5 protein-coding genes and 2 pseudogenes are annotated in these 4,741 nt (G+C 66.2%); 4 read left to right on the plus strand and 3 right to left on the minus strand.

Annotation, left to right across the window (positions count from 1 at the left end):
* Positions 1 to 243, plus strand: a pseudogene (locus AB7O82_RS34240) (DUF4239 domain-containing protein); the annotation flags it as partial.
* Positions 244 to 315: 72 nt separating this feature from the next.
* Here AB7O82_RS34240 and AB7O82_RS34245 read toward each other — a convergent pair.
* On the minus strand, positions 316 to 765 hold the full coding sequence (locus AB7O82_RS34245) for an OsmC family protein (protein WP_428555441.1): 450 nt from the start codon (positions 763 to 765) through the stop codon (positions 316 to 318).
* 156 nt (positions 766 to 921) lie between these two features.
* Between AB7O82_RS34245 and AB7O82_RS34250 the strand changes: the two genes are divergently transcribed.
* From AB7O82_RS34250 to AB7O82_RS34260, 3 genes are all read left to right on the plus strand, one after another.
* Complete coding sequence (locus AB7O82_RS34250) at positions 922 to 1,824, plus strand: hypothetical protein (protein WP_428555437.1); 903 nt, start codon at positions 922 to 924, stop codon at positions 1,822 to 1,824.
* A gap of 261 nt (positions 1,825 to 2,085) precedes the next feature.
* Positions 2,086 to 3,531: an MFS transporter gene (locus tag AB7O82_RS34255; RefSeq protein WP_428555434.1), complete on the plus strand. Its 1,446-nt coding sequence runs from the start codon at positions 2,086 to 2,088 to the stop codon at positions 3,529 to 3,531.
* Positions 3,532 to 3,654: 123 nt separating this feature from the next.
* Positions 3,655 to 4,026 carry a hypothetical protein gene (locus AB7O82_RS34260; protein WP_428555432.1) on the plus strand — a complete coding sequence of 124 codons (372 nt, stop codon included), beginning with the start codon at positions 3,655 to 3,657 and terminating at the stop codon, positions 4,024 to 4,026.
* Positions 4,027 to 4,252: 226 nt separating this feature from the next.
* On the opposite strand, the pseudogene AB7O82_RS34265 reads toward AB7O82_RS34260, so the two are convergent.
* Together AB7O82_RS34265 and AB7O82_RS34270 are read right to left on the minus strand one after the other, a co-directional pair.
* Positions 4,253 to 4,393: pseudogene (locus AB7O82_RS34265) on the minus strand (type IV secretion system protein); the annotation flags it as partial.
* A gap of 152 nt (positions 4,394 to 4,545) precedes the next feature.
* A partial coding sequence (locus tag AB7O82_RS34270) for a BON domain-containing protein (protein WP_428621435.1) occupies positions 4,546 to 4,741 on the minus strand: 196 nt, incomplete at its 5' end.

Consider the following 4,741-nt stretch of genomic DNA (forward strand, 5'->3'; position numbering starts at 1 on the left):
TTCGAGCAATCGACCGCCCGCATGCCGCTCCTCTTCCTGATCGTTCTGGTGTTCTGGCTGTGCATCCTGTTCGCGAGCTTCAGCCTGTTCTCGCCGCTCAACCCGACCGGGCTCGGCGCCCTGGTGCTGATCGCGCTGTCGGCCTCGGGCGCGATCTTCCTCATCCTCGAGATGTATCAGCCGTTCACCGGCCTGATGCAGATCGACAGCGCGCCGCTGCGCCAAGCCCTGGCGCCGCTGTGAGCGCCGCGCCATGAGACGTTTCGCTCTAGCCTGGATTTCCACGGAAGGAATCTGGTTCCGTGGAAATCCAGGCTAGGCGAGCCGGCTTTCGATCCGGATCTCCGACACCAGCGTGCGGTGAACGGGGCAGCGCTCGGCGATTTGCAGCAGCCGCTGGCGCTGCCCGTCGTCGAGCTGCCCGACGAGCTCGATCACCTTCTCGATGCGGTCGATCCGGCCCTCCCTGGTCTCGCACTCGGCGCAGTCGGTGGCGTGGATGCGATCGTGGGACAGCCTGACCCTGACGTCGGTCAACGGCCACTTCTTCTGCCGGGCATAGAGGCGCACGGTCATCGCCGTGCAGGTGCCCAGCGCCGCCAGCAGGTAGGCGTAGGGACCGGGCCCGCTGTCGTTGCCGCCGGCCTCGACCGGCTCGTCGGCCCGCAGCACATGCGGGCCGCTGCGCACGGTCTCGCCGAACGGCCCGTCGGCGCCTTCGACGAGGACCATGCCGGGCGGGAGAGAATTGCCGGTGTCGCTCATGGCTTGGCCTTTCTGTCGCCTGAAAGAGAGAGGACTCTACCTCACCCGCCACGCCGTATCCGCCTGATCGACGCCTCGGTTCCAATGACCGGCGCCTGGTCGGCGACAGGAGGCTGCAGCGCGTGACACATGCGGATGATTCTCGGGAGGGCTCGGATGTACGATCCCAGGGCTACCGCCGTCATGCGACCGCGCGATGTGCAGGCCTTCCGCAGCGTCGCGCTGATCCAGAAGGTCTACATCATCGTCCGGCAGACCAATGCCCAATCCGTCCAGTGGATCGGGCATGCCGACTACATGGCCAAACCGATCGACTGCAAGCCCAAGACGGCGGACTTCGACACCGACATCGACGGCCATCATGTCGAGACGGCGGGCCTGGTCGTGAACCCCGAGCTTCTCGGGTTCGAGGCCGTATTCAAGAGCCCCGCCAAGGCAGCGAAGGCCAGGGAGGAATGGAAGAAGTTCTTCCACCGGCTGTACGAGCGCGGCGAGCCGATCGGCCTCTGCCAGCCGCGCAACGGCCGCGAGGTGCGCACCTGGCCGGGGGCACGCCCGGGCTGGGCGGTGCAGATGTGCAGGACGTCCAGGCATTATGGCTGCCTGCTCTACTCGACCTATCCGCAGGGTCAGAACGGCAGGTACGTTCACGGCGACTACGACCTGTTCGGGATCGCGCCGGCCGGCGATCCCACCCTGATCCGGCGCCGCAACGAGGAGCTGGCCGGGCAAAAGCATTCGCGCGGCCCGAACACCAGGTCGGTTCAGTTCGCCGTCAACGCCTTGAGCGGAATACCGCTCGTCAAGCACGGCGAGCAGGAGCTGTTCGCCGGCTTCGACGAGGAGGCGCTCGACGTGTTCCGTCCCGACGGCAGCACGCGCACCCTGCACACGGCGGCCGAGGCGATGCTGTTCTACAGCACCGAGCTCGGGGGCCGCCGGATCTTCTCCGGCGACGGCCGGCCGGCCGGCGGGCTGTGGCTGAAGCCGAAGGCGGAGGGCGGCGACTCGCTGGCGCAGGCCATCGCGGAAATGGCGGACGCGCTCAATCGAAGCTGAGGTGTCTCGCCGTAGAGGCTGATTCAAAGGAACTCCGAGCAACATCCTCATCTTGAGGGTCATGGTCTTTTGGACCGCGGGCGTCCCGCCCGCTCATCGTCATGAGACCATGAGCGGACGAGACGCCCGCGGTCCAAAAGACCATGCCCCTCCCGTTGCGACAAAGCCGATTGCGCCCTGCCGGGCGCGTACGCACAGTGAGCGGATGCTCAAGGAACGTCACTCGCGGGCCGCCGGCTCGGGGAACTCCGCCGACTGACCATGGCCGCGAGCACGACCGCGGTCCCTGACGAGTCCACCAGGCGGCTGCTGCCGTGGCTGGTCGCCGTCGCCTTCTTCATGCAGTCGCTGGATACGACCATCCTGAACACGGCGGTGCCGGCGATCGCGCACGCCATGCAGGTGACGCCGATCAACGTCAAGTCGGTGCTGGCGAGCTACACGCTCAGCCTCGCCGTCTTCATTCCGGTGAGCGGCTGGATGGCAGACCGCTTCGGCACGCGCCGCGTCTTCGCCTCGGCGATCGGCCTGTTCACGCTGGGCTCGATCCTGTGCGGCCTGTCGACCAGCATCGAGATGCTGGTGGCCTGCCGCGTCCTTCAGGGCATGGGCGGCGCCATGATGATGCCGGTCGGCCGCATGACGCTTGCCCGCACCTTCGGCAAGACGGAGCTCGTCAAGGTCATGAGCTTCGTCGCCATCCCGAGCCTGATCGGACCGATGATCGGCCCGGTGGCGGGCGGCCTGATCGTCGTCTATCTCGACTGGCGCGGCGTATTCTACGTCAACGTCCCCGTGGGCCTGCTCGGGCTCTACTTCGTCGCCCGCTACCTGCCCGACTACCGCGAGGAGAAGACCCATCCGCTCGACTATCTCGGCCTCGTGCTGTTCGGCGGCGGCATCGCGCTCCTGTCCTGGGTGCTGGAGGTGTTTGGCGACCATACGCTCGGCCTCGCCGAGATCCTGGCGTTGCTGGCGATCTCCGCGGTGCTTCTGGCCGGTTACGGAATCCGCGCCACGCTGACAACGTTCCCGCTGCTCGACCTGGCCCTGTTCCGCATCCGCACCTTCCGCGCCTCGGTCAACGGCGGCTTCTTCACCCGGCTGGGGCTGGGCGGCATCCCGTTCCTGTTTCCCCTGCTCTACCAGGTCGGGCTCGGCTACTCGCCCGTGCTGTCTGGCCTGCTGGTGCTGCCGCAGGCCGTCGCCTCGGTCGGCCTGAAGACGTTCCTGCCCGCCATCCTGGAACGGCTGGGCTATCGCACCGTGCTGGTCGGCAACACCATCCTGGTCGGGCTGCTGATCATGTCGTTCGCCACCGTCGGCGCCGACACGCCGCTGTGGCGGATCGTCGTGCAGGCGTTCATCCTGGGCTCGTTCACGTCCCTGCAATACACCAGCATGAACACCCTGGTGTACGCCGACGTCTCGGGCCCGCAGACCAGCGGCGCCAGCACCATCGCGGCCACCGGCCAGCAGCTCTCCATCAGCTTCGGGGTGGCCGGAGCCGCCTTGATCGCCGCCTTCTTCGTGCCGTCCCATCTGCACACCAACCCCACCGCCATCATCCACGGCGTGCAGTACGCCTTCCTCGTCCTGGGCGGGCTGACGATCCTGTCGTCGGTCGTGTTCATGGAGCTGAAGCCGGACGATGCCGAGAGCCTCAGCCACCACGATGCGGCGCATCACCACGACCCCGAGCACTAGGCTGATCGGTCCGCCGGCCGCCGGCCCGCCCTGCAGGTCCGCCCGAATATCCCCAGGCTGGACCGGTGCGACCAGACGACGGTACCGTGCGCGCCATCTTCAGTGCCGGAGTGATTCAACGACATGACCGTTTCCGCCGAAGCCTTGTGGGCGCTGTCGGAGGTCGAGCTGCTCGCGGCCTGGCACGACATCCGCCGGCAATACGTCGAAAGGAAGTTCGCCCGGGACACCGAGCGCGCGCGGCTGGAGTGGCTGAAGGCAAAGGCGTTCACCAACAGCACCGGCGGCGTGACGGAGCGCAGGAATGCGGTAGAGGCTTCGGAGGAGTTCGGTCGCAAGGGTCACCAGGTGCGCGAGATGACCCGCGACCTCGAGCTGCTCGAGACGGATGTCGATCTCGTCGCCATGATCGTGCGCCTGCGCGGCATCTCGGCCGGGCGCGATGTCAAGGCCCATGGTACGCGGGACGGTGACGAGGCGGAGGACGGTGCCTAGCGGGAACAGGCACGGGCTCACACAAGCGTTCGATACGATTCGTGCATGGATGCGGTTGACGGCCGGCGCCGACTTGCGCTATGCGCTCGCGCGAAAGAGCCTCGCTCTGCTCGCGCACCTGACGCGTCGACGGCCCCGATAGCCCGAACCAGGAGCGCACGATGGCCCTCTACGGAGCGAACTACATACTGCCTGGAGCACTCTGACATTTAGCGCCAAACTGTACGTCGTCGATGGTCGGGGGATTGCCACTGGTGAACTGGCCAAAGATCGTCGATCCGATGCCCACGATCACGGCGAGAACCAGCGACTTCACGCCGCTAGAGAACAAGTTGGCCAGGACCTTCGCGGCGAGGAAGGCCGTCCGCAGTCAGGCGGGATCGTTTCGTTGGATGGCTGCGCGCTGATTCCGGTTGGCTGATCGTTGTCAACAGCTTATTCATCACGGCAATCCAGCTCCTTGCCGGCCTGATCGAGTTCAAGCTGACTACCTGGGCCGGATTCGTCGGCCGGCGCCGGTCATATGCCTCGCAAGGGCCCTGCTATGGTGAGCTTATCCTCGACGCGCATGACACCTGGCGTCTCCTCGACGAGGATTCTCAATGCGCGATGCTGGTCGGCTGAAACGACAAATCCCCAAAGCTCCACGACCCCATCGTTCACAGTGACATTGACGTAGGCATCGCTCAGCCACGAATGGCTCCTGAACCGATCG

The organism is Reyranella sp. (assembly GCF_050185545.1).
Taxonomy (GTDB): domain Bacteria; phylum Pseudomonadota; class Alphaproteobacteria; order Reyranellales; family Reyranellaceae; genus Reyranella.